The 22,613-nt window shown below is 35.1% G+C and carries 27 protein-coding genes; 24 read left to right on the top strand and 3 right to left on the bottom strand.

Annotation, left to right across the window (positions count from 1 at the left end):
• The first annotated feature begins 392 nt into the window (after positions 1-392).
• The 4 genes from K9M74_02450 (at position 393) to K9M74_02435 (ending at position 4,142) form a co-directional block, all read left to right on the top strand.
• A complete protein-coding gene (locus K9M74_02450; GenBank protein ID MCF7798740.1) occupies positions 393-1,622 on the top strand; it encodes an ORC1-type DNA replication protein in 1,230 nt (409 codons plus the stop codon).
• A 1-nt stretch (position 1,623) separates the two neighbouring features.
• Positions 1,624-3,177 (top strand): metallophosphoesterase, encoded by a 1,554-nt coding sequence (locus K9M74_02445; protein MCF7798739.1) that lies wholly within the window; start codon positions 1,624-1,626, stop codon positions 3,175-3,177.
• Between the two features lie 12 nt (positions 3,178-3,189).
• The gene (locus K9M74_02440; GenBank protein MCF7798738.1) at positions 3,190-3,681 is read left to right on the top strand and encodes a hypothetical protein; all 492 of its coding nucleotides are present in this window, start codon (positions 3,190-3,192) and stop codon (positions 3,679-3,681) included.
• A 188-nt stretch (positions 3,682-3,869) separates the two neighbouring features.
• Positions 3,870-4,142, top strand: a complete 273-nt coding sequence (locus K9M74_02435; protein ID MCF7798737.1) for a hypothetical protein — start codon at positions 3,870-3,872, stop codon at positions 4,140-4,142.
• 34 nt (positions 4,143-4,176) lie between these two features.
• Here the strand turns inward: K9M74_02435 and K9M74_02430 are convergent, their stop codons facing one another.
• From K9M74_02430 to K9M74_02420, 3 genes are all read right to left on the bottom strand, one after another.
• Positions 4,177-4,899, bottom strand: coding sequence for a hypothetical protein (locus K9M74_02430; protein MCF7798736.1), 723 nt, complete (start codon positions 4,897-4,899; stop codon positions 4,177-4,179).
• 168 nt (positions 4,900-5,067) lie between these two features.
• The gene (locus K9M74_02425; protein MCF7798735.1) at positions 5,068-5,475 is read right to left on the bottom strand and encodes a translation initiation factor IF-2 subunit beta; all 408 of its coding nucleotides are present in this window, start codon (positions 5,473-5,475) and stop codon (positions 5,068-5,070) included.
• 233 nt (positions 5,476-5,708) lie between these two features.
• Positions 5,709-9,290, bottom strand: a complete 3,582-nt coding sequence (locus tag K9M74_02420; GenBank protein ID MCF7798734.1) for a DNA polymerase II large subunit — start codon at positions 9,288-9,290, stop codon at positions 5,709-5,711.
• Positions 9,291-9,448: 158 nt separating this feature from the next.
• On the opposite strand from K9M74_02420, the gene K9M74_02415 reads away from it, so the two are divergent.
• From K9M74_02415 to K9M74_02320, 20 genes are all read left to right on the top strand, one after another.
• A complete protein-coding gene (locus K9M74_02415) occupies positions 9,449-11,674 on the top strand; it encodes a DEAD/DEAH box helicase (protein MCF7798733.1) in 2,226 nt (741 codons plus the stop codon).
• A 151-nt stretch (positions 11,675-11,825) separates the two neighbouring features.
• Positions 11,826-13,472, top strand: coding sequence for a hypothetical protein (locus K9M74_02410; protein MCF7798732.1), 1,647 nt, complete (start codon positions 11,826-11,828; stop codon positions 13,470-13,472).
• A gap of 261 nt (positions 13,473-13,733) precedes the next feature.
• Entirely contained in the window at positions 13,734-14,720 is a 987-nt protein-coding gene (locus K9M74_02405; GenBank protein ID MCF7798731.1) for a 50S ribosomal protein L3, read from the top strand.
• A 9-nt stretch (positions 14,721-14,729) separates the two neighbouring features.
• A complete protein-coding gene (locus K9M74_02400) occupies positions 14,730-15,560 on the top strand; it encodes a 50S ribosomal protein L4 (protein ID MCF7798730.1) in 831 nt (276 codons plus the stop codon).
• Positions 15,557-15,802, top strand: coding sequence for a 50S ribosomal protein L23 (locus K9M74_02395; GenBank protein ID MCF7798729.1), 246 nt, complete (start codon positions 15,557-15,559; stop codon positions 15,800-15,802). Before K9M74_02400 ends, K9M74_02395 begins: the two co-directional genes overlap by 4 nt.
• Positions 15,803-15,812: 10 nt before the next feature.
• Complete coding sequence (locus K9M74_02390) at positions 15,813-16,523, top strand: 50S ribosomal protein L2 (protein MCF7798728.1); 711 nt, start codon at positions 15,813-15,815, stop codon at positions 16,521-16,523.
• Positions 16,524-16,535: 12 nt separating this feature from the next.
• Positions 16,536-16,898 carry a 30S ribosomal protein S19 gene (locus K9M74_02385; GenBank protein ID MCF7798727.1) on the top strand — a complete coding sequence of 121 codons (363 nt, stop codon included), beginning with the start codon at positions 16,536-16,538 and terminating at the stop codon, positions 16,896-16,898.
• 10 nt (positions 16,899-16,908) lie between these two features.
• Positions 16,909-17,523, top strand: a complete 615-nt coding sequence (rplV, locus tag K9M74_02380; GenBank protein MCF7798726.1) for a 50S ribosomal protein L22 — start codon at positions 16,909-16,911, stop codon at positions 17,521-17,523.
• Between the two features lie 51 nt (positions 17,524-17,574).
• Positions 17,575-18,399: a 30S ribosomal protein S3 gene (locus K9M74_02375; protein MCF7798725.1), complete on the top strand. Its 825-nt coding sequence runs from the start codon at positions 17,575-17,577 to the stop codon at positions 18,397-18,399.
• Positions 18,396-18,596 (top strand): 50S ribosomal protein L29, encoded by a 201-nt coding sequence (gene rpmC / locus K9M74_02370; GenBank protein ID MCF7798724.1) that lies wholly within the window; start codon positions 18,396-18,398, stop codon positions 18,594-18,596. Before K9M74_02375 ends, rpmC begins: the two co-directional genes overlap by 4 nt.
• Positions 18,589-18,906: a stress response translation initiation inhibitor YciH gene (yciH, locus tag K9M74_02365; protein ID MCF7798723.1), complete on the top strand. Its 318-nt coding sequence runs from the start codon at positions 18,589-18,591 to the stop codon at positions 18,904-18,906. The genes rpmC and yciH overlap by 8 nt, the downstream gene beginning before the upstream one ends.
• 28 nt (positions 18,907-18,934) lie before the next feature.
• Entirely contained in the window at positions 18,935-19,141 is a 207-nt protein-coding gene (locus K9M74_02360; GenBank protein ID MCF7798722.1) for a ribonuclease P protein subunit, read from the top strand.
• On the top strand, positions 19,138-19,401 hold the full coding sequence (gene rpsQ / locus K9M74_02355; protein MCF7798721.1) for a 30S ribosomal protein S17: 264 nt from the start codon (positions 19,138-19,140) through the stop codon (positions 19,399-19,401). Before K9M74_02360 ends, rpsQ begins: the two co-directional genes overlap by 4 nt.
• A gap of 1 nt (position 19,402) precedes the next feature.
• Positions 19,403-19,804 (top strand): 50S ribosomal protein L14, encoded by a 402-nt coding sequence (locus tag K9M74_02350; GenBank protein MCF7798720.1) that lies wholly within the window; start codon positions 19,403-19,405, stop codon positions 19,802-19,804.
• Between the two features lie 15 nt (positions 19,805-19,819).
• Complete coding sequence (gene rplX, locus K9M74_02345; protein ID MCF7798719.1) at positions 19,820-20,203, top strand: 50S ribosomal protein L24; 384 nt, start codon at positions 19,820-19,822, stop codon at positions 20,201-20,203.
• Positions 20,204-20,205: 2 nt separating this feature from the next.
• Positions 20,206-20,895, top strand: a complete 690-nt coding sequence (locus K9M74_02340; GenBank protein ID MCF7798718.1) for a 30S ribosomal protein S4e — start codon at positions 20,206-20,208, stop codon at positions 20,893-20,895.
• A gap of 2 nt (positions 20,896-20,897) precedes the next feature.
• On the top strand, positions 20,898-21,407 hold the full coding sequence (locus K9M74_02335; GenBank protein ID MCF7798717.1) for a 50S ribosomal protein L5: 510 nt from the start codon (positions 20,898-20,900) through the stop codon (positions 21,405-21,407).
• A 1-nt stretch (position 21,408) separates the two neighbouring features.
• The gene (locus tag K9M74_02330; GenBank protein ID MCF7798716.1) at positions 21,409-21,639 is read left to right on the top strand and encodes a 30S ribosomal protein S14; all 231 of its coding nucleotides are present in this window, start codon (positions 21,409-21,411) and stop codon (positions 21,637-21,639) included.
• 12 nt (positions 21,640-21,651) lie between these two features.
• Entirely contained in the window at positions 21,652-22,044 is a 393-nt protein-coding gene (locus tag K9M74_02325) for a 30S ribosomal protein S8 (GenBank protein ID MCF7798715.1), read from the top strand.
• 13 nt (positions 22,045-22,057) lie between these two features.
• Positions 22,058-22,603, top strand: coding sequence for a 50S ribosomal protein L6 (locus K9M74_02320; protein ID MCF7798714.1), 546 nt, complete (start codon positions 22,058-22,060; stop codon positions 22,601-22,603).
• Positions 22,604-22,613 lie beyond the last annotated feature (10 nt).

Genomic DNA, 22,613 nt, shown 5'->3' with positions numbered 1-22,613 from the left:
AGTTTGCGAAGCAAACTACACTACATGAAAAAAAGAGAATTCGCATGGCAAATCATCACCTACAATCTTGAGAAGCTAAGTCAAAGCAGTAAATCTTTGCTTTACTGGCTCTGGAGAGCAATCACTTTGAACAAGCCCTATTCTATTAATTTTATATAATTTTTTTTAATATCAGTTAATATATACAATCATTTTTTTAATATTTATATTTTCCATAAGAAATTAAGGTGTGACACTTCTTAACAGAAATATATTAATTTAATGAGTATAAATCTTCTTATTTGATAATTATTTTATTAATAGGTTTATTTTAGTCATTGAATATATATTTTACAATACACCATTTTCCATACGCAATAGATATATAAACCCCTTGCTTCTTGTGGAAAACCATGGCAAAAGAAGGATTATCTTCATATTTTAAGAATTTTTTAAAGCAAGATTCATTATTTGCTGATAAAAAGTCAATGCAAGCATCTTATGTTCCTGAAGATATAGCTCATCGCGATGAACAAATAGAACAGATTGCTGAAATTTTAGCACCTGCATTAAAACTTGAAAAACCATCTAATCTGTTTATTTATGGAAAAACAGGTACAGGTAAAACACTTTCAGTAAAATATACTGTTGATAATATTACTAATGTTGCAAAAGAAAATAATGTAGCTGTAAAAATTATATATATTAATTGTAAATTAAAACGTGTTGCAGATACAGAATATCGTCTTATTGCAGAAATTGCTCGAGAATTTGGAAAACACATTCCAGCAACGGGCTTACCCACAGATGAAGTATATAAATCCTTTTATGCAGCTTTAAATGAAGAAGACCAAATTCTTATTTTAATTCTTGATGAAATTGATCAGCTTGTAAAAAAAACAGGAGATGAAGTTATTTATAATTTAACAAGAATTAATTCTGAACTTAAACAATCACAAGTTGCAATAATTGGTATTAGTAATGATTTAATGTTTGCTAATCATATTGATCCTCGAGTAAAAAGTTCATTATCTGAAGAAGAATTAATTTTTCCACCCTATAATGCACTACAAATTCAAGATATTTTAAGGAATCGATCTAATGTTGCTTTTAAAAAAAGTGTTCTTGATGAAGGGGTTATTCCTAAATGTGCAGCATATGCTGCAAGAGAACATGGTGATGCGCGTCGCGCGATCGATTTACTTCGTGTTGCAGGAGAACTTGCTGAGCGGGGAAAATCAAATCGTATAGAAATTAAACATATTGATATGGCTGAAGAAAAAATCGAGCGAGATAGAATTATTGATGTAGTTGAAACACAACCAAAACAATTTCAAGCAACGATGCTTTCCATTTTTCTTTTACTTCGTACATCTAAAAATAAAGGGGTATTTACAGGTGATGTCTATGACGTGTATAAAGATCTTTGTCCTCGATTTGGTTTAAAGCCAATTACACAACGCAGAATTTCAGATATTGTTGCAGAACTTGATATGCTTGGTTTAATTAATGCTAAAGTTATTTCTAAAGGTCGTCATGGTAGAACACGAGAAATTCACGTGGGTGTACCTTCACAATTAGCTGATAAAGTGCAATTATTGCTTGCAAAAGAGTTAGGTGTTGAACTTAAGGATTTATTATAAAATGGATGTAAAAACAGTTACAAATTATCTTATTGATCAAGGAGAATTAATAGATGAAGATATATCTTATAAACTTGAAAAATTATTTAGTATATCTGAAAAAGAAGAACGAAATAATCAATTATTATTTTTTTTTAAAAAATATTTTCCCGAGATTGATATTTCTGCATTAGGTATTATTTCTCAAAAAGAATTTAAAAACTCAAATAATAGTAGAATTTCCATAATTAAATCCCACGAGAAAACACCAGGTAAACACCAAGTTAAAGATTTTGTAAAATATTTTACCATTCGTTTTAAATCTTTAGAGAGAATGCTTAAATCTCGTCCAGAATTAGTTGGTCTAACATCTATTAATAGATTAAGAGGAAGATCAGAAAAAGAAAAAACATCTATTATTGGTATGGTATTAGAAAAAGATGTAACAAAAAATGGTCATGTTATTTTAGAATTAGAAGATTTAACTGGAACAACCAAAGTATTAATTCATAAAGATAATATTGAACTTCTTTCCTTAGCAAAAGATTTAACGCTTGATGAAGTAATTGGGGTAATGGGATCTTCTGGTAAAGATATTGTTTTTGCTAATACTATAGTGCAGCCCGACGTTCCTCTAAGTAAAGAATTAAAAAAATCTCCTCTTGATAATTATGCGATTTTTTTTGGTGATTTTCATATGGGTTCAAAAGAATTTTTACGAAAAGAATTTCATAGGGTTTTGCTTTGGCTTAATGGAAAATTAGGTACGCTTGAGCAGCGAGAAATTGCAAAAAAAGTAAAATATGTTTTTATTGTTGGTGATGTTATTGAGGGCGTTGGAATTTATCCCAGTCAAGAAGAAGATTTAGAAATTGATAATTGTAAAGGACAATATGATGTTGCGGCCGAATACCTTAAAAAAATTCCTTCTCACATAAAAATAATTATTTGTCCAGGAAATCACGATGTGGGGCGAATTGCCGAACCCCAACTTCCTATTGATAAAGAATATGGTAAAGCATTATGGGATATGGAGAATGTCATTTTGGTTTCTAATCCTGCTTATGTGGCTGTTGATGTAACTAAAGAATTTTCCGGTATTGATGTGTTAATGTATCATGGTTATTCATTAATTTATTATTCAGACGCAATTCCATCACTTCGTGCCGCAGGCGGTCAAAAAGTTGCGGATGATATTATGATTTATTTACTTAAACGTCGACATCTTGCGCCATCACATGGTTCAACATTATATATTCCTGACACCCAAGAAGATCCTCTTGTTATAGACCCCATTCCAGATATTTTTGTAACAGGTCATATTCACAGGGCGCAAGTAAAAAACTATCGTAATGTGACTTGTATTAACAGTTCAGGATGGACTGAAATCACAGAAGATCAAGAAAAGCGAGGTCTTGAACCCCAGCCAGCCAGAATTTTGGCGCTTTCATTAAAATCAAGAGAAATCAAGGTGATGAATTTTAGTACTCGTGCGGACGCGACGTCTGTTGCTGAATTAAAATCCTTAAAAGAAAAAGAAGTTAAAGAAAAAGCTGCAAAGGCTGCTGCAAATTAAGCCTCAAATAAGATGTTTGTTCGAGCAAAAAAGGTAAAAGAAAAACAATATGCTTACTTGGTTGAAAATGATTGGGTGAAAGGGAAGGTTAAGCAAAAAGTAAAAAATTATTTGGGTCGTATAATTCAAGTTCCCCCAATTAATGAATTAGTTATTGTTTCTCCGATTGATTTTTCTCTTTCAAAAAAAGATTGTATTCGACAGCTTATCACAGCAGAATTTTTAAAGAGGGGGTTTTCTCTTAAGGGCAATTTTTTAATTAATGAGGATATTAAAATTTCTTTAAATACGGGCAAGATTACTGCAGATAAAAAGAACGTGGTGTTATTAATTAACGAGAGATATTTATATTATCAATTGCTTGACAATTTGCTTGATTTTTTTGCTCCTGAATCAGAAGAAGATACTAAAGGGGAAAAACTCGCAACAGCATTTAGTGATGCTGGAATTGCTATTGCGTCCGAACATTTTATCGCACTGTATAAAAAGATTTATTTGGAATAATTAATTACCCATTTTTATAGGATTGATGTATGTCTAAACAACAATTATCATTTTAAAGCAATTTAAGAATAATTTTTTTGTTTAATTTTTTAGGCAGAGTAAGATTAAATCTTCATAACACAAGATGTTTCTTTATTAGAGCTTTTTTTCTAGAAATAATTATATATGGTGGCTAATTTTGTTTTTTTATGTTTTTATTCAAATTTTTTGGGGTGTTAGATATGTTTGTTGCTGTTATGCTTTTTTTAGCGCCAGCCCACCTAGCTCCTCTTCGCTTACTTCTTGGTAGTGGGCTTTATTTAATTGCAAAAGGGGTTGCATTTAAAGGAGACATAATGAGTATGATTGATATTGGTATTGGAGTATTAGCAATATTTACTGTGTTATTTCCTATAAAATTTCTTTGTATTATTGCAGGGATTTATTTATTTTTAAAAGGATTTTATTCTGTAGTTGCTTAGAATAAAATACGTGCGCTTTTTTTGTTTATTTTTTTTACTTCTTTTTGTTTTTTATTCCAATAATAATCCAATAAGCAATTGCTCCAATGATGAGGATAATAAGAGGCAAAACTGATGATGAGATAATAACTAGAAAATAGATTGCTGTTAGTCCTAGGAGTCCGAAATAATTGTTTTTTCGAGCGAAAAATAATGTTGCTCCAATGTTTTGAGTAAAGGGAAGTAAAGACATAAAAGCAATAATTGCATTAAATATTACTCCATAATAAAATAATTGTATTTTAGTGAAAAGAAAGATATAAAAGAAGATAAACGATGTAAATAACGAGGCGAGTACTGCAGACCCCAACACGAAAAAGATATCTTTTTTGTTTTCTCCAAAATAAACTTTGCCATGTCTGAGCCTATCAATTGTTTTAATTTCAATATTACCTGGGAGGACTATGGGAATGAGTCCGTAGCTGATAAACGAGACAACAAATCCAGTGAGCAGGCCGTTTGTCCAATGAGCGTATTGCGCTTCATAGCCTCTGATGTTGGCAACAATTTTTGCTCCTGCAACAAACATATACATACTCACAAGACCCAGAATTACTATCGCAAGAAATGAGAGAATGCCTGTTCTAAGAGTATAATTAGTTACTCGCCAAGCAAACATAAAAATGACTAGAGCACCCACAAAGGCAGTAATAAACATGCCTTTCTTCTCTTTAAGACTAATATGAAATTCTCTTTTTATTCGTTTTCCTAGAGCCATTTGTTTATGTTCTGAGACTTTTGCTATTTAAAAGTTGGTGTTTGTGACTTTTTAAGTTTCATAAAAATATTTTTATTTATGATATATTAAATTACTTTTGTCATTAATTGGTTGTTTTTATATTATCCTGTTAAAATCTATTCAGGCAAATTAGCGTGCTAAAGAGTATTATAATTTAGAATTAATAGAATATTTAGCACCACAAGCGCTACATCGAACAAAGAATATTCCTGAATCTTTGGATAGTTTTGTATCTGGTTTACCACATTCTTTACAAATAACAAATTGATCGACAAATTGTTGTACTCGTTCATTAATTTTTGAAGCGGAGAGTTTTGTGTTAAAAATAACAAAATTGTCTTTTATAACTGCTTTTGTTGCGAGTTGTTTTTCAATATATTTAACGAGAAGTTCTACTTTTCTACCTGTTGTTGTTGCTATTTGTCCAAAATTACTTATTATGGTTTTATTTCCTTGCAAATGACCCTTTATTTTAGGTATTTCGAATCGTTCTCCCGAATTTATGTTTTCAGGGAGTGCTTCGCGTGCTTTTGCAAGAAGTGCTTCATAATCCATAGATGAGAAGAAAGAGTGGCTTCTTTTTAAAGCTTTACATATAATGGCTTTGTTTAAAATGAACCTTTTTATTGTTCATTATGTAGACCTGTTTATTCAGGTTACTTGAATCACAGCGTCTACTTTTATTAGATAGATTACACCATAATTTTTTGCTTGTTGTTGATTGGTTCGGACTCTATATGGTTGCGGTAGTTATTATCAACGAGTCGAAGGCTCGTTATTGCGAGGTTTTACATAAAGGTTCCCAGTCCTGTTTGTTTTTCTTTTTCCTTTCCAAACACATCAAGTGTTCGTTTTTTAGTAAGATACAATGATTCTTTAAGATATGGCGAAACGTTAAATTCTTCAGCAAGTTCTATGCTCATTTCAAGATATTTCATGATGCTTCCTTCTGATATGGTAAAAATAATTTTTCCTCCACAGCTTGTGCATTTGCCGATAAGTGGTGGTCGTCGAAATTTTTCATTACATCCAACGCATCGAAATTGTTGTAAAGAATATTTTCTCAGATTACCCTTTGTATCCCTGATAAAATGTTTTTCGATGACGAGCCGAGCAACATCTGTTTCGTTCACCGCACGTATTTTTTTAGCAAGATCCATTTGACTTTCTATTTTTTCTTTCATGGATGGAAGAAGTTTATAAGCTGAGCAAAGCACACCTGCATTAATATCTGTTGTGTCATGCGTAAATAATTGTCCTTCAAATTGTTTTTCAGTAAATAGATTATGTTCTATAAGTTCAATTTTGACATCCCACGGATTTTTGTATGCCTCGCACGCTTCATAAAATTCAAGTGGATAACTTCCCGCGATATCCATATGAAAGGCCATATCGTCAACTTCTGCAGGATTAAGAATGGTTGTGAGTACGATTGGCGCATCCATTGTTCCTCCTCTGCTTGTGGGTAAATAATGTTGTGAAAAATTAAGAAATGCATCCAACAATAAAAAAACACAGCTTTCATCACCATCGCAGTCTCGTCGCATAGCGGCATGATAAAGTGGGTGGGCAAGTAATCCTTGTGTTTTACTAAATCCTATGATGCGACCAACCATGCCTGCTGAAGTGTGTGGTGCTAGACCCACAATAAGATGTCCGACAAGATCAATCGGATTATTTGCTTTAAAAAATGCTTGTTGTCCATACATTGTTTTAAGTTCATCATCAATGAATTTTGCGGTGTTTAAAAGCACTATATCCGATCCATCATCAGGCGAGCTTTTACTTGCTGGAAGCACAACGTCTTGAGCAAGAAGTTCAAGAATTTGATTTTCGTTAGCAAGTTCTTTGTTATAAATATCTTTTTCGTATCCGAGCTTTTTGAGTTGTTCAACACTAGTTCCTATTTCTTTTGGTTTAAAATGGGTGAGGGTGAGTTCACTTGCATCGTATCGAATAGTACCGTCTTTGTTTACGTGCACGTTGTGTTTTGCTCGCAGTATTCCTTTGAGTAAATGTTCTGGTGTGTGTGTTCTTCCTATGGTTCCTCGTACACCTTTAATTAGATCAGGATAGATGCGCGTATTCATTTTTTTTAAGCAATAGTCAAATATGCTTTTAATTGGAACGCTCCATTCTTTATAATCAATAAAATCTCCTTCTTCTTTTGTTGCTGTTTCTATGTCGACGTCTTCCTTTGTTTTTCTATTAATTTTTCGTCGTTTTGTTGGTGTTTCGCACATTTCACAAATAGATAGTGGTGTTTTATTTTTGCAATGTGAACAAAAGTAAATGGGAAACGTGCTTGTTACTTTGCCCGCACTAAGTGCCGACTGAAAGCTTCGTAGGCGACCTCCATCATCACCAACCGGAAATAAACAATGCGGTGAGCCCGTCATTTTTCTCATTTTTGCTTTTTCCGGTCGTCCCATTCGTGCGCCAATAAAAACACCGGATTTATCTTTAACAGTATAAGGTGCAAGATGTGTGATGAGTTCAAGCGTTGTTTTAGTTGTATGTTCTTCTTCATCAATAAGTTCTAAAACATCTTTTGCATCGAGTTGACTGCGAATATTAAGGGTTGTACTTAGCGCATTAGCTGCATCCGAAATTATGCTCACGCGTTCTTCAACAACATCGTGTGGCACACCTAAGAGTTCAAGTGCCCGTTTACCTTCTAAGAATTCTTGTTTAAGTGGCAAGATTATTTTTGGTGTTTCAAGCAAATATTGTGCGTGACCAAGCCACCCAACAAAATCTTTGAGTTGTTGTCGAGTAATTTCTCTATAGAAGAATGTATGTGCAGGATGTAATGGCACGTTAAGTTCTTGAGTGATTTTTTTTGCAGCTGCAAACGATATCGGTGTGATGATTGGTTGTGCAAATAATTGTTTAGTAATGTCGTTTGAAAGCCCCAGTATTGTAGCTTGATCAGAAAGCGAATTACTTTGTTTTTCTGCTAATGCTTTCTTAACATGTTCTATCCAATATTCTTCGCAATATCCTGGTGGCAGGAGTGGATGCGCACGGTCTAAAAAATCACCATAGTTAATGAGTACATCCCCCAAATAAATAATTTCTTTTACTTCTTTAGTAATTTTTTTCCCTTCTTCTTCAGTTTTTACAGCAACAACGCTACCGTTATGGAGTTTAACAATAGGACCCATGAGATGATCGCAAGGGGTGAATGCTGCTGCTTTTCCTGGTCGCTCCACTTTAAGTTGTGTTCCTGTTGCAATAAGGTCGTTAAGAACACTCATAGTCGCGGGGTGAATGCTTTGTCCAGAATAACCACTCGCTCTTCCTCGACCATAGCGTAATCGAAAACTACCGCTTTGCATAGGGTGTCCAAGGACTGGTCGTCCTCCAACAATGTCTTTAACAAATGTACCATCTGGTTTTATTTTTGTATCGTCGTTTTCTTCTTTTGTTGTAGTTGTTGAGTTTTTTGCTCGTAGTTCTTTTTGGAGTTTCAAGTATTCAGGCATAAATGCCCAATCATCCATACCCATTTCTTCTCCCCATTTGTCAAGCTGTTTCCATAGCTTCGCAGCTTTTAAAGGAATACAAGATGAGTGAATTAAACAATAGCCGCTCCGCAAAAAATTAGTTTCAACTCTTGGCAAATCTTTAAGCGATGCATTAGAAAGTTCTCGTTTTTCACTAGGATCCCCCGCAATTTCTACAGGTATTCGCTTAAGCAAATATTCTGTTTCTTCTTTGAATGGAAAATATTGCAAATTTGCAACATATTGATGATAATCTTCAAGTTCTGCGTAACATCGTCTGACTTCTTTTTCATCAGGATCGTATTTTGCATAACCCATTTTTTTTCTTACATAATCAGCAATAAGAACGCTTGTTGCAGCAGCGGTACCTCCTGCATTTCTGATTGGGCCCGCGTAATTAATTTTAAAAAATTCTCCTTTTCCATCTCGTCGAGGTTTAATTTCAATAGAAGTAAGTCCTTCAAGCGGACTTGAAACAACTCCCACAGTAACATATGCAAATCCTGTTCGTACGCCAACTTCAATCGCTTCTTTTTTATCTTTAAATTTACAATATTTTTCTTCTGCAATTTCGTGTGCAATTCTAAACGCTACTCGCCAGTCTTGACTGCCATATTTTTTTTCAAGTTCCATGATGCGTTCTACAACACCACTTTCAACAATTTGTGGCGCGACAACAGAAATAATACCTACTACTCGCTCAGCCATATTTTTTGCAAGTTTAATTTCTACATAGTCTTCTGGATCGAAATGTTTCATTCGAGCTTTCTTTGCAACAGCATATGCTAATTGCGTATTATTCTCTAAATAGTCAAAATATTTTTTAATACGAGGGCTAGAAGCAATGTCTGTTTCAACCATAAAAATTCACTTGTTTTGTCGTTGCCGTAAAGAGGCTGGAGTTTAAGAAAAAGAATGGTTTAAAACTATTTAAATCTGTCTAATAAAAAATAAACAGTGTTTTCCACTGGTCATGTACGGCCCGCATATTTAAATACTCAATCTCATTTAAGGAAATTATGCTTCATGGAATAATTCCTCGACCTTATCAATACGCAATTTTTCAGATTGCTAAAGATAATAACACGTTGGTAGTGTTGCCAACAGGTCTTGGGAAAACAGCAATTTCGCTTCTTCTTGCAGCGCAACGTTTAATTAATTTTCCTCATAAGAAATTGGTGTTTCTTGCTCCAACAAAACCGCTCGTTGAACAACAACTTCGTGTATTTCAAGAATCGCTTTTACTTCCAGAAGAAGATTTTGTGTTATTTACAGGAAATGTTTCTCCGCAAAAACGTCAAGAGCAATGGTTGCGTGCAAGAATAGTTTTTTCAACACCCCAAACACTAGAGAATGATTTGCTCAGTGGAAAAATTTCTTTTAGTGATGTATCTTTGTTAATTTTTGATGAAGCGCATCGCGCAATAGGTGATTATGCATACACCTTTCTTGCTGAAAAATATGTTGAACAAGCAACGCATCAGCGTATCATCGCACTTACTGCATCACCTGGTGCTGACGAAGATAAAATAAATGAGGTATGTAAAAATTTATACATCCGAAAAGTTCAATATCGAAAAAGCACCGATGCTGATGTAAAGGGTTTTACTCAAGAAACAACGATTTGTTGGGAAGAAGTCTTACTAACGTCGGAAGTTTTAGCAATTGTGAATTATCTTAAAAGCTGCCATGCAGAAAAACTCGCTCAAGTCGCATCGTACGGTTTACTACCTAAACCCCCATCTTCGTATACAAAAAGCGCACTTTTACTTTTGCAGCGAGATATTCATGTTCGTATTAGTCAAGGAGAAACATCTTTTGAACTTTTGCATGCGATGAGTTTGCTTGCGCAAAGTCTTAAGCTTCAACACGCATTAGAACTTGCAGAGACGCAGTCGCTTCATGCGCTTCATGCTTATTTTCATTCAGTTCTTATTGCTGCACGTCAAGGAAAAACCAAAGCAGTAAAATCTCTAGCAAAAGATCCTCTGTTTCTTGCTGCGTTTGCGAAGACAAGAGATTTGATTGCCGAAGGTAAAGAACATCCGAAGCTAGAACAACTTATACAACAAGTTAATGCGCTAGTTACAAAAAATCCCGCTATAAAAATAATTATTTTTACTCATTTTCGCGATACCGCAATTCGTTTACAAAAAGATATAACGAGTTCAAATGAATTGTTTTTTGGTCAGGCAAAAAAGAATGGCAAAGGTTTAACACAAAAAGAACAAAAAGAGATTCTTCGTCGTTTTAGAAACGGGGAGTTTAATATTCTTATTGCAACAAGTGTTGCTGAAGAAGGTTTAGATATTCCTTCCGTTGATCATGTCTTTTTCTTTGAGCCCCTGCCAAGCGCTATTCGTTCTGTGCAGCGTCGTGGAAGAACGGGTCGTCACACTAAAGGCTTTGTCACTGTTTTTGTTGCAAAGAATACTCGTGATGAAGTAAATCGTTGGGCTGCCTTTCATAAAGAAAAGCGAATGTTTCGCGCGCTTGATAAGGTGAATGGTACAGTTGAAAAATCATTGATTTTTAATAAGCCTATATCGCAAAAAAAATTATCTTCCTTTGCTTCAGAAGAAAATATAAAACTTTTTGCTGATTTTAGAGAAAAAGGTTCGCCAGTGCTCAAAGCCTTGCTTGCGCAAGAGGTCAATTTAGAGCTTAAACAATTACAAGTGGGTGACTTTGTACTTTCTAAAGATGTTTGTGTCGAGTATAAACAAATGGATGATTTTTTAACATCTATTATTGATGGGCGATTATTATCTCAGCTTCGTTCACTCGCACAATATGAAAAACCTCTTTTAATTTTAGAAGGAATTGATAATTTTTCCTCACTTCGAAAAGTTGAACAAGCAGCGGTTCTTGGTATGTATGCAACTATTGTGACATCTTATAAAATTCCTTTGCTTCGAACGTTTTCTCCGATAGAAACAGCCAAACTTCTTCTTGCTATTGCTCGTCGAGAACAAGAAGAAAATAAAGGTTCGTTTACGTTTCATTCTGCAAAACCATTTGATAAACAGACATTACAAGAATATGTTGTCAGTAGTTTTCCGCAAATTGGCGGGGCGCTTGCAAAAGCATTGCTTGAAAAATTTGATTCGATTTATGCACTCATTAATGCATCTAAAGAAGAGCTTTTAGAGGTGCCTCTTATTGGAAAGAAAAAAGCCGATGAATTATATGGTCTTTTTAGCCAATCGTATAAAGCCGCTAAACAAGAATATACTGATGCTTAAAAACAGGATTTGTGTAGGAAACGTTTGTTTTTTTGCTAAAATCAAAAATCATTTTGTTTTTATTGTTCTATAAGGTTGCATCGTTGTATTTTTACTTGAAATTTTCAGAACAGAAACATTTTTATTTATGGTCTTACTTATACTATTCAAAATGTTTATTGCAACTTCTCTATCTCACTACAAGCATCTTAAGGTTCGCCAGCACATCGTTGCTCATGCAGAGAATAAAGAAGTGAGTGTGATGTATGGTTTAGCAAAATTTGGTAAGCGTCCTGATGTCTTAACATACGAAAATGATGTTTTTGAGCTTGCTAAAAAGAAAGCAACGTCTTTTCATTGTTCTGAAGAGTTATGGGAGAATCCCTTAGCGATCGCAACAGGCGCCTCGCGAAAAGATTTAGATGCGCTTCGCATAGGTTGGGATTTAATTTTAGATATTGATTGTCCTGATTGGAGGTTATCTAAACTCACATCTCATTTATTTGTGAAAGCTCTGCAAGATCATGGTATCACTGCAGCAACAGTAAAATTTTCTGGCAATAAAGGATTTCATATTGCTGTTCCTTTTGAATCATTTCCTTCACAAATTCCTTTTGAAGGACAAATGTGTTTGACAAAAGATTTATTTCCTGAAGGTCCTCGAAAAATTGCTTCGTACTTACTTTCCTATTTGACAGAAAATTGTGCCCAAGTACTTGATCAAGAACAAAAAGTAATTTTTGCTGGTAAACATGAATTTTCTTTTGCTGATTTTGAAGCGATACTTCAAAAAAACAACAAGACATTAGTAGCTCACCAATGTGTTGATTGTAACAAGGTTTTTGAACAACAAAAGAATCGGCAAACAAAATTAGTTTATCAATGCGAGCAATGCGGTTTTATCAATAAACCAAAAGGTGCGCCTGAATTAATTCGTTGCGAAAAATGTTCTTATCCTGTTTCATCAAAACAAAATAGGTCAAGCATTGGCTGTCCTCATTGTGGTTCAACAAATAAGCCAGAACCCAAATTTAATTTACTCGCTGTTGTTGAAGTAGATACGGTGCTTATTGCTTCTCGTCACCTATATCGTATGCCGTATGCACTTCATGAAAAATCAGGTTTAGTTTCTGTGCCTATTCGCGTGGAAGATATTTTAACATTTGAAAAAGATATTGCAAAGCCAGAAAATATTTCTTTTACTATTCCTTTTTTAGATAGATCCCTTGCTGTTCCTGGCGAGGGCGCTCAATTACTCGTTCGCGCATTTGATGATACCTATGTTCCCTGGGAAGAAGAAAAGCGACAAACGAAAATTATTGATGTGCCTACCGATGCAATTTCAGAAGATTATTTTCCTCCTTGTATTAAAAATATTTTGGCAGGTCTTAAGGATGGAAAGAAACGAGCGTTGTTTATTCTTGTTAATTTTCTTCGTGTTTCTGGTTGGTCTGCTGAGCAGATTAAAGATTTTGTTTATACTTGGAATGAACAAAATCCAGAACCGCTTAAAGAACAATATTTAAAAGGTCAGCTTTTTCAAATAAAAAAAGGTAAGGCGCCGATGCCGCCGCCAAATTGTTCTAATAAAGATTATTATATTTCCTTGCTTGTATGTAAACCCGATGATTTTTGTCCTCGTATTCGTAATCCTGCAATGTATGCTAAACGAAAAGCAGAATTAGGTAAAAAGAAGAGTAAAAAGAAAGTATCGACGACAACAAAAAAATCTGCTAAAGACTCGTTAGCACGTGCAAAAGAACAGAACTCTACATCGCAGACACAAAAAGAACAAGAAAAAAATAGTAAAAAGGAGTAAATTCGGTCTTTTTTAAGATAATGGAATCCATTTTAATACGTTTTTGGGCTTCGGGAGCTTATTTTAGTCTTTGTTTGGGGTTTTAGTTATTCTTAACGGAAACATTTATAAAGAGTCTGTCGTTTCTCCTCGTTGCTCGCAAATTGTTTATTGCGATTACGTTGGCCTGAAAATAAAGCCTTTTTCAGTACCGCATCATATCGGTTTCTAAAAAGAGTTGAATTATTTTCAGATATAACTATTCATTAAAGGTTTAGACAAATGGGTAAAAAATTAAATCCGCGACATGGAAGCATGCAAGTATGGCCTCGAAAAAGAGCTACTAGGCAATATGCTAAAGTTCGCAGTCCTGTTAAAAGCAAAGAAGTAAAGCCTTTGGCGTTTGCTGGTTACAAAGCAGGAATGACTCATGTTGTAGTACTTGATAATCATAAACATTCTATCACTAAAGGAGAGCGCGTGAGCATGCCCGTAACTGTTATCGAATGTCCTCCACTAAGGATTGCTTCTGTTCGTTTTTACAAAGCAGTCGGATACGGTCGAGCTGTTTCATCCGAACTTTTTTTTAAAACTGATAAATTCTTCTCTCGAAAAGCACCACAATCAAAGAAACTTTCTATTGCTGCAGATCTTGAATCTATAGACTTAACTGCTGTACTTGCAATTACTATACAAGTATATACTCAACCCAATCTTACAGGTGTTAATAAAAAAACGCCCGAAGTTTTTGAACTACCCATTGGCGGTAGTGTTCAAGAACAACTCGCTTTTGTAAAAGAAAACCTTGGAAAAGAAATTAATGTAAAAGATGTTTTAGCAGAAGGTGCAAAAGTTGATGCTCGAGCAGTAACCAAAGGAAAAGGATATCAAGGCCCTGTAAAGCGTTTTGGTGTTAGTCTTCGAGCAAAAAAATCCGAGAAAACGAAACGAGGTCCTGGTTCACTCGGTGCGTGGATTGCGCAAGGTCATACGATGTATAGAATGGCTTTTGCAGGCCAAACTGGGTATCATCAACGTTTTCAACATAACAATCTCATCCTAGGTATTTACGACGACGCAGAAAAAGTAAATCCTTCAAGTGGGTTTATTAATTATGGTAACGTAAAATCAACCTATCTTTTAGTAAGAGGCTCTGTTCCCGGTCCAAAAAAACGACTAATATTATTAACGCCAGCGACAAGACCTTCCAAATCTAAGGCATTACCTACTATTGAATTTATTAGTACTGAATCAAAACAAGGAAATTAAGGTGAATAAATGAAAATAAAAGTTTTTGACAAAGCAAATACTGAAAAAAAATCAGTAGACTTGCCAGTTCAATTTAATGAGCCGGTAAGAATAGACCTTGTCAAACGAGCAGTTCTTTCCTTGCAAGCAGCACGTAGACAAAAATATGGCGCTATGCCTGGTGCTGGTCAACGATATTCATCTTTCCTTTCAAAACGACGACATAAATACAAAAGCACATATGGTATTGGTCAGTCCCGAACTCCTCGAAAAGTTTTGAATCGTCGAGGTACGCGATTTTATTATGTCGGAGCAACCGCGCCACAAACTGTTGGTGGTCGTCGAGCTCATCCTCCTAAAGCGGAAAAAGAATGGGATCAAAAAATTAACACCCGAGAAAAAAGAAAGGCAATTAGAAGTGCTTTAGCAGCATCCGTTGATGCAAATCTTGTAAAAGCTCGGGGTCATCACATTCCAGCAAGTTATCCTTTAGCACTCGATGCTTCTTTTGAAGAGTTAGCAAAAACAAAAGATGTTGTAGCTGCATTACAAGCGCTTGGTTTTACACGAGAACTTGAACGCGCAAATATAACGAGTATTCGTGCAGGTAAAGGTAAAGCACGCGGTCGAAAAACTATTACTAAAAAATCCGTATTATTTGTTGTTTCAAAAGATTGTCCGCTTCTTAAAGCAGGAGCAAATCTTCCTGGGACCGATGTAGTTCCAGTAAATGCATTAAACGCAGAGCTCCTCGCGCCAGGAACACATGTTGGACGCGTAACGCTATTTACAGACATTGCTCTAGATGTGCTCAAAGAGCAACAATTATTTCTTGACAAAAAGAAAGGTGTTGTCCAATGATTAAAGCACCGCTTTCAACAGAAAAAGCTATCCGTTTAATGGAAAGTGAAAATAAACTCGTATTCATTGTTGATCAAAAAGCAACAAAAGCAGAAATTAAAGCAGAAATTGAACTCTTGTTTAAAGCTAAAGTAAAAAAAGTAAATACGTTCATCGGTCCTGATTCAAAAAAGAAAGCGTATGTTACGTTCACAGACGAAACGCCTGCAGTTGACATCGCAACAAAACTAGAACTCATGTAAGGAAAAGAGAATGGGAAAACCAATTACAGCACAAAAACGAGGTAAAGGTAAAGCAACCTTTACAGCTCCATCCTTTAAGTTTAAAGGAGAGGCAAAAGTTTTAGCTAAAGAAAGCGCTGTAGTTGTAGATATTGTTCATTGTGCAGGTCACACGGCTCCTTTAGCACAAGTTTTTTATGAAGATGGTATTGCGGGTTACACTATTGCTGCAGAAGGAATTGCAGTTGGTGATGAAATCAAGATGCAAGATGCTCCTCTTGCTCATGGAAATGTTCTTGCATTAAAAGATATTCCTGAAGGTGTTGCTATATTTAATATTGAAGGCAGACCAAATGATGGCGGCAAATTTGTTCGTGGTAGTGGAACTACAGCAAGAGTTATTTCAAAGGCAAAAGACGGAGTTACTATTCAATTACCATCACGTAAACAAAAGAAATTTCATCCTGATTGTAGAGCAACCATTGGCGTTGCTGCAGGTGGCGGACGCGTTGAGAAACCATTCCTTAAAGCAGGTAAGAAATTTTATGCAGCTAAAGCTCGTAATAAATACTGGCCAGTTGTGTCTGCAAGCGCTATGAACGCAGTTGCGCATCCATTCGGTAACAAGAGAACATTAAGAAAATCAAAAGCTAAACCAGCACCTAAGAATGCTCCACCTGGACGACTTGTTGGTGCAATCAGACCTCGAAAAACTGGTCGAGCTCGAGGAAAAAGGATTTAAGGTTAATATAAAATGGCACTAAAAATTTTCAAATTCAAAGGAAAAACAATTGAAGAACTCAAAGAATTATCTATTGACGAGTTCATGTTGTTACTTCCAACCCGTCAGCGACGCTCTTTTAAAAGAGGTTTTAGCGACGAGAAGAAAAAGCTTATTGCAAAACTGCAAAAGAAAAATAATGTTAAAACGCATCTGCGCGACATGGTTATTTTACCAATAATGGTGGGAAAAACTATTCAAGTACATACAGGTAAAAGTTTTGAAGCAATTATAATTCAAGAAGAAATGCTTGGTCACTATCTTGGCGATTTCGCTTTAACCAGAAAAAGAGCATCACACACCAGTGTTGGTGTAACAAACAAACCTAAAAAATAAGGATTAAAAAATGACGAACTACACATTTAAAAATGTTGGCAGCGACACGGCAAAAGCATATGGTTCTAACCTAGATATTTCTGTGAAAACTGCAATTAACATTTGTAATAAAGTTCGTGGTATGAATGCTGACAAAGCTATTGCTTTTCTTGCTCGTGTAGAAAGAAAAGAAGAAGCAGTTCCTTTTACACGGTTTACTGATGGTGTAGGTCACAGACCAGGTATGGCTTCAGGTCGTTATCCTCTTAAAGCAGCACGAGCAATTGGTGATGTTATTAAATCAGCTCTTTCCAACGCTGCAAACAAAGGTCTTGCCGAAGAATTAAAACTAATTCATATTTGCGCTCATAAAGCTGCAACTCCTATGCATCAAGGACGCCAACGACGACGAGTAATGAAAAGAACACATATTGAAGTCGTTTTACAAGAAGTTGAAGTAAAAGAAAAATCCCCCAAGAAAAAATCCTCTCAACAATCAAAATCCACCATTCCTAAACTAGAAACAAAAGTAGAATCAGAAACACAATCAGAAAAAGTTTTAGAAGAAAAAGAATTATCTATTCAAACAAAATCACCTACAGCAGAAGAGAAATCTGTTGATGAAGAGCCGGAGGCTAAACAATGATTGTTACAAAAATAAAATTTTTGGAACACCAAAAAAACCGAGGTGGTTTTTTTGATTGAGAGAAAATTCATCGCACAAAATTTCAAGGAGTTCCAAATCAAGGAATATGTTAAAAAAGAATTAAGCAGAGTTGGCCTTAGCAATGTAAAACTTCAAAGAACAAGCCTTGGAGAAAAAATTATTATTTCCGCTAGCAGACCTGGCCTTGTAGTTGGTCGTGGTGGCGCTACTATTCAAAGACTTACAAGAGAACTCAGAGAACAGTTTCAGCTCGAAAATCCTCAAATTGAAATCGAAGAAATTACTGATTTTAGTCTTGATGCAGGTGTTATAGCCGAAATGATCGTTAATCAATTAGAACGATTTGGTACACAACGTTTCAAAGGCATTGGTCATAAAACTTTAGAATCAGTTATGCGAGCAGGAGCACTTGGTGTAGAAATACTCATTTCAGGAAAAATTCCTTCTTCTCGTGCAAAAACATGGCGATTTGTTGATGGCTATATGAAGAAGTGTGGCGATTTGGCAATTACAGGTGTTGATACAGCAAAGGAATTTGCAAAACTTAAAACAGGGATTGTTGGCGTACAAGTGAGAATTATGCCTGGAACAACCAAACTCCCCGATCAAATTACGTTTAATGACGAAGATGCTTTAGCTGGACCCATTGTTGAAGAAGTAGAAACAAAAATACTGCCTGATGAAGAATCAGTAGATGATGTTAAGAATAAAAGCGTTGAAAAGCCGAAAGCTACAACAAAGAAGTCAACGAAAAAAACTACTAAAAAATCATCAAAAAAAGTTACTAAAAAAGAAGAATCAAAAGAAACTGATAAGAAGCCGAACAACGATAAAGTGGAGGCTAAGGAAGAATGAAGTTTAAAGATTTAAAAGCTCTTAGCGCAGCTGACAAAGAAAAAAAATTTCTTGAAGCAAAACAAGAACTTATCAAACTCAATGGCCAAGTGATTACAGGAACAACATTAAAAAGTCCTGGTCAGATAAAACAATTAAAGCGCACAATAGCAAAATTATCTGCGCTAAAAAACGAGGAAACACCAAACAATGGTTGAATTTGACCCCATAACAGGTCTTCCCAAGGAACTTTCCGCATGGGATAATATAGCAAAAGAAAATCAAAAGATAACAGTTGCCATCATTAAAAAGAAATTTGGCAAACAATATACCATTATCGAAGGTATCAACGCAAGCGAAATCAATATCAAAGATGTTGCAAAAAAATTAAAGAACAAATTCGCATGCGGGGGAACTGCAAAAAAAGATGTTATTGAACTTCAAGGAAACCACATCAAAACAATAAAAGATGCGTTGGTCGAATTTGGGTTTGCGCCAGAAACCATTCAATTGAAAAGTGGAAAGTGAGAATTACATCGGAAAAAAATGCACGATATTGGAGGCAAAAAATAAGTCCTATGTCGGTCTTAAGGGCATTATTGTTAACGAAACAAAAAACACAATGGCGTTACTTGTCGACGGGGTTGAAAAAACCATCCTTAAATCGGGCGTGACATTTACTATTAACCAAAAAAAGATCAACGGAGAAACCATCGTAAAACGAACCGAAGATCGAATCAAATCAAGAGGAAAAAAACAATGAACAACATCAGCGTAAGAGGAAAAACATTCACAGGAAAAGTTGTTAGTGCTAAAATGCACCATACTGTTGTTGTAGAATGGGAACGGCGAGTTCAAATTCCTAAATACGAACGTTTTGAAAAACGACGATCAAAAGTTGCAGCGCACAATCCAGAAGAGATACATGCTCAGGAAGGAGACATCGTTAAAATTCAAGAAACAAAACCTCTTTCAAAAACTAAAAATTTCATTGTAATCGAAATTGTGCAAAAGGCAGAGTAAAATGAAAGCAGTCAAAGCAAAAATAACAGAGGGCTTACAAACAGGCTCAATCATTGAAACCTGTGATAACTCTGGAGCGAAAGTTATCAAAATTACAGGTGTAAAGCGAAAAAAAACCGTAAAAGGTCGAGTACCTGGTGCAGGTGTTGGCGATATGGTGATTGCATCTGTAAAAAAAGGCAGACCTGATATGAGAAAAACAGTTGTTTTTGCAATTATTGTGCGTCAGAAAAAAGAATATCGAAGACCTGATGGAACTCGAGTAACTTTTGAAGATAACTCCGCAGTTGTACTTAAAGATGAAAAAGGTAATCCGAAAGGAACAATTTTCAAAGGACCAATTGCAAAAGAAGCTGCAAATAAATGGCCAGCCGTTGCAAAAGTAGCAAACACTATTATATAAAAAAAGGTATAAAAAATGAAATCAGGATTTTCAATTGAATGGATCAAAAGCGTACAACCGCGCAAACAACGTAAGTATCGGTTTAACGCCCCAGCACATATCCGTAGTAAATTCATGAATGTATCTTTGGCAAAAGACTTACGAAAAAAACATGAAACGCGTGCTGTTCGTGTACGAAAAGGCGATAAAGTAAAAGCGCTTCGAGGTTCGTTTAAAGGACAATCTGGAACCGTAGAAAAAGTTTCTCCTGTTCGTGAACAAGTATTTGTTACAGGAATTGAAATAGTAAAAAAAGACGGTGGAAAAGTTCCCTATCCTTTGCATCCATCAAATTTACAGCTTATTAGTTTAGCAGAAGATAAGCGACGATTCAAAAAACAAAAAACTGAAGAGAAATAAAAATGGTAAAACAACATTTGAAACGATTAGCATCTCCAAGGACATGGCCTATTAGCAAAAAAACATTACCCTTTGTAGCTCGGCCTCATCCCGGACCAAACAACAAATATCATCATCTACCACTTACCGTTGTTTTAAGAGACCTAATTAAAGTTGCAAATACCACAAAAGAAGTGAAGTTTATCTTACATAACAAAGATTGTCTTATTGATGGTCGAGCCGTTCATGATAATAAACAACCTGTAGGGCTTTTTGGAGTAGTTTCTCTTCCTAAAGTTAAAGAATATTATCGTTTAACAATTACCCAGAAAAGTAAATTAGCTGTTGTTAAAGTAGATGATAAAGAAGCAAGCCAGAAGGTGTGTAAAATTATCGGTAAAACAGCTCTTAGAAAAGGGAAGATGCAGCTTAATCTTATTGATGGACGAAATGTTCTTGTTGATAAAGATACGTACAAAGTTGGCGATTCATTAATTGTTGATTTGCCATCGCAAAAAATTATAAATCATCTTGCTTTGCAAAAAGGAGCTTTAATTTTCCTTGAAAGCGGATCTCACGTGGGCAAAATTGCTGTTATTGAGTCCATTGAAGCATCTACGATTACAGTAAAAATAGATAATGTTCTATTCAAAACTAAAAAAGAATCTGTAGTTGTTGTCGGTAAAGAAAAATCACTTATTACGGTGCAATAAAAATGAATGTGATGAAAGAAATTAAAATTGAGAAATTAACACTCAACGTCGGCGCTGGACGAGATGAAAAAGTCCTTCAAAGAGCTGTTAAACTCCTCAAAAATATCACAGGCATTGACCCAGTGCAAACTATCACTAACAAAAGACTAGCAGCATGGGGTCTTCGACCAGGACTTCCAATTGGAGCAAAAATAACTCTTCGAGGAGATGAAACAAAAGATTTAGTAAAACGATTACTTGCAGCAAAAGAAAATAAAATAAAATCATCTTGGTTTGATAATTATGGTAATATTTCATTTGGTATTCATGAGTATGTTGATATTCCAGAAGTTAAGTACGATACTGAAATTGGAATTTTAGGTTTACAAGTTTCCCTTACTTTATCCAGACCTGGTTTTAGAGTAAAGAAAAGAAAAGTGAAAAAAGTAGCTGTAGGAAAATCACACCTTATTACCAAAGAAGATGCGATTAAATTCATGGCCGATAACTTCGGTGTTGCAATGGAGGAATAAGATGACCACATCAGACCATACAAAAGTACTCAAACAAATTGGCAAAAAGCCAGGCAAACACCAAAAGTATCTTAAACACAATCTTCCACGAGAAAGAAAATTTGGTGAGTCAACCAAAAAATGCGAAGTTTGTGGACGAACAGGCGGTCACATTTCAAAATACGGCATGAGTATATGTCGTCAATGCTTTCGAGATAATGCACTAAAACTCGGTTTTAAAAAATTTGATTAGGAGAAAAAGAAAATGTCATTAAACGATCCTTTAGCAAGCATATTATCGCAAATTAATAACGCTAAACGCGTTGGCAAACAGCGTGTAACAACAAAAATGAGTTCAAATGTTATTAAAAAAGTATTAGCAATTATGAGTAATCAAGGATATATTGGGGCTGTCGAAGAAGTTATCGATGCAAAAGGCAATTATCTTATTATTAATCTTATTGGTCATTTAAATGCTTGTGGTGTTGTAAAACCTAGGTTTGCAATTAAAATTGATGATTATGAAAAATTTGAAAAAAGTTATCTTCCTGCAAGAGGATTTGGCATATTAATCGTTTCCACAAATCAAGGTTTGATGGTTCACACAGAAGCAAAAGAAAAAGGCGTCGGAGGACGACTCATTAGTTATTGTTACTAGAAATCGTAAAAAAATGAAATTTGAAAATATAAGTGAAACAATTCCTCTGCCTGAAGGCGTAACTGCTCAGGTAAATCAAGGAGTGTTAACAATAAAAGGTTCAAAAGGCGAAGTAAAAAGAAATCTCATCCATCCCAAGGTTATTGTTGGTGTTGCATCTGAAGGTGTAACGTTTAATGTAAAACTATTTACTAAAGCAGAAAAGAAAGTGCTAAATACATTCAAAGCTCACGTAAAAAATCTTATTTGTGGTGTAACAAAAGGTCATGAGTATAAATTACGTGTTTGTTCAGGTCACTTCCCTATGAATGTTTCTATTAAAGGACCTGGAATGGAAGTAAAAAATTTTATTGGCGAAGCTGTTCCTCGAACGTTAACTTTCAAAGATGGTGTTGACGTAAAACTTGATGGAGATATGATTTTGGTGTCAGGTATTAACAAAGAATTAGTTGCGCAAGCAGCAGCATCTATAGAAAAACTTACTAGACGAAACGGTTTTGATCGTCGTCGATTTCAAGATGGTATTTATATTGTAGAAAAAGATGGTAAAAAATTATAGGTGACAATCA

The sequence above is a fragment of the Candidatus Woesearchaeota archaeon genome (genome assembly GCA_021734105.1).
Lineage (GTDB): Archaea > Nanobdellota > Nanobdellia > Woesearchaeales > SKGA01 > SKGA01.
The sequence above is the reverse complement of the archived record's forward strand: the minus strand, read 5'-3'. Positions and strand labels throughout refer to the sequence as shown.

Coding starts and splice junctions, on each gene's coding strand:
- K9M74_02350 (MCF7798720.1), top strand. CDS start 19,403: ATGAAAGCAGTCAAAGCAAAAATAACAGAGGGCTTACAAACAGGCTCA.
- K9M74_02425 (MCF7798735.1), bottom strand. CDS start 5,475: ATGGATTATGAAGCACTTCTTGCAAAAGCACGCGAAGCACTCCCTGAA.
- rplX (MCF7798719.1), top strand. CDS start 19,820: ATGAAATCAGGATTTTCAATTGAATGGATCAAAAGCGTACAACCGCGC.
- rplV (MCF7798726.1), top strand. CDS start 16,909: ATGACGAACTACACATTTAAAAATGTTGGCAGCGACACGGCAAAAGCA.
- K9M74_02445 (MCF7798739.1), top strand. CDS start 1,624: ATGGATGTAAAAACAGTTACAAATTATCTTATTGATCAAGGAGAATTA.
- K9M74_02410 (MCF7798732.1), top strand. CDS start 11,826: ATGTTTATTGCAACTTCTCTATCTCACTACAAGCATCTTAAGGTTCGC.
- K9M74_02395 (MCF7798729.1), top strand. CDS start 15,557: ATGATTAAAGCACCGCTTTCAACAGAAAAAGCTATCCGTTTAATGGAA.
- K9M74_02415 (MCF7798733.1), top strand. CDS start 9,449: ATGCTTCATGGAATAATTCCTCGACCTTATCAATACGCAATTTTTCAG.
- K9M74_02320 (MCF7798714.1), top strand. CDS start 22,058: ATGAAATTTGAAAATATAAGTGAAACAATTCCTCTGCCTGAAGGCGTA.
- K9M74_02440 (MCF7798738.1), top strand. CDS start 3,190: ATGTTTGTTCGAGCAAAAAAGGTAAAAGAAAAACAATATGCTTACTTG.
- yciH (MCF7798723.1), top strand. CDS start 18,589: ATGGTTGAATTTGACCCCATAACAGGTCTTCCCAAGGAACTTTCCGCA.
- K9M74_02340 (MCF7798718.1), top strand. CDS start 20,206: ATGGTAAAACAACATTTGAAACGATTAGCATCTCCAAGGACATGGCCT.
- K9M74_02450 (MCF7798740.1), top strand. CDS start 393: ATGGCAAAAGAAGGATTATCTTCATATTTTAAGAATTTTTTAAAGCAA.
- K9M74_02430 (MCF7798736.1), bottom strand. CDS start 4,899: ATGGCTCTAGGAAAACGAATAAAAAGAGAATTTCATATTAGTCTTAAA.
- rpmC (MCF7798724.1), top strand. CDS start 18,396: ATGAAGTTTAAAGATTTAAAAGCTCTTAGCGCAGCTGACAAAGAAAAA.
- rpsQ (MCF7798721.1), top strand. CDS start 19,138: ATGAACAACATCAGCGTAAGAGGAAAAACATTCACAGGAAAAGTTGTT.
- K9M74_02325 (MCF7798715.1), top strand. CDS start 21,652: ATGTCATTAAACGATCCTTTAGCAAGCATATTATCGCAAATTAATAAC.
- K9M74_02330 (MCF7798716.1), top strand. CDS start 21,409: ATGACCACATCAGACCATACAAAAGTACTCAAACAAATTGGCAAAAAG.
- K9M74_02335 (MCF7798717.1), top strand. CDS start 20,898: ATGAATGTGATGAAAGAAATTAAAATTGAGAAATTAACACTCAACGTC.
- K9M74_02435 (MCF7798737.1), top strand. CDS start 3,870: ATGTTTTTATTCAAATTTTTTGGGGTGTTAGATATGTTTGTTGCTGTT.
- K9M74_02420 (MCF7798734.1), bottom strand. CDS start 9,290: ATGGTTGAAACAGACATTGCTTCTAGCCCTCGTATTAAAAAATATTTT.
- K9M74_02385 (MCF7798727.1), top strand. CDS start 16,536: ATGGCACTAAAAATTTTCAAATTCAAAGGAAAAACAATTGAAGAACTC.
- K9M74_02405 (MCF7798731.1), top strand. CDS start 13,734: ATGGGTAAAAAATTAAATCCGCGACATGGAAGCATGCAAGTATGGCCT.
- K9M74_02390 (MCF7798728.1), top strand. CDS start 15,813: ATGGGAAAACCAATTACAGCACAAAAACGAGGTAAAGGTAAAGCAACC.
- K9M74_02400 (MCF7798730.1), top strand. CDS start 14,730: ATGAAAATAAAAGTTTTTGACAAAGCAAATACTGAAAAAAAATCAGTA.